This is a genomic window from 'Chrysanthemum coronarium' phytoplasma (assembly GCF_000744065.1).
Classification (GTDB): domain Bacteria; phylum Bacillota_I; class Bacilli_A; order Acholeplasmatales; family Acholeplasmataceae; genus Phytoplasma; species Phytoplasma asteris.
Genome location: NZ_BBIY01000160.1, coordinates 1 through 565, shown reverse-complemented (window position 1 = coordinate 565; position 565 = coordinate 1). Strand labels below are relative to the sequence as shown.

Genomic DNA, 565 nt, shown 5'->3' with positions numbered 1-565 from the left:
GTTGTTATTTTTAAAAAAAGAAATACTCAATCATAATTAAAAAATATCAAAGAGGTTTATAGCCTCTTTTTTATTTTATATTTATAAATTTATAAAAAATAAAATAGAAATGTTGGAAAAAAATATAAGTGAAAATACCATCTTTTAAAAAACATAATTATTTTAATAATAATCTTTTCTATACTTTTAATAATATTTGGTTGGTTAGGATGGAAAAATAACTTTTTTGCTTTAGAAGCTTCACAAAATTCTATTAAAAATACTTCTTTATCCTCTAAAAATTTTAATTATAATGATTTACAAGATTTACCAAAAAACCAAAATGAAAAAATCGAAGAACAAGCTCCAGAAGCAAAAGAAAACAATTTAGATAATCCTAATCAAAAAGGGAAAAAAACATTGTATCCACAAATAACAGAAATTGAAGAAAATGAAGAAATAAAAGAAACACCCAAACCCAGCCCAAAAGCAACTCCCAAAACTAACCAAAACAACAACACACAAACTATCAAAAAAATCCTCATTTACAAAAAGCCAAAAATAAAAGAAAAGTGATGCAAAAAAA

The 565-nt window shown here is 22.7% G+C and carries 1 protein-coding gene; it reads left to right on the top strand.

What is annotated here, in order from left to right; translation table 11 throughout:
• The first annotated feature begins 399 nt into the window (after positions 1-399).
• Entirely contained in the window at positions 400-555 is a 156-nt protein-coding gene (locus OYV_RS05475; protein WP_236620298.1) for a hypothetical protein, read from the top strand.
• The last annotated feature ends 10 nt before the right edge of the window (positions 556-565 follow it).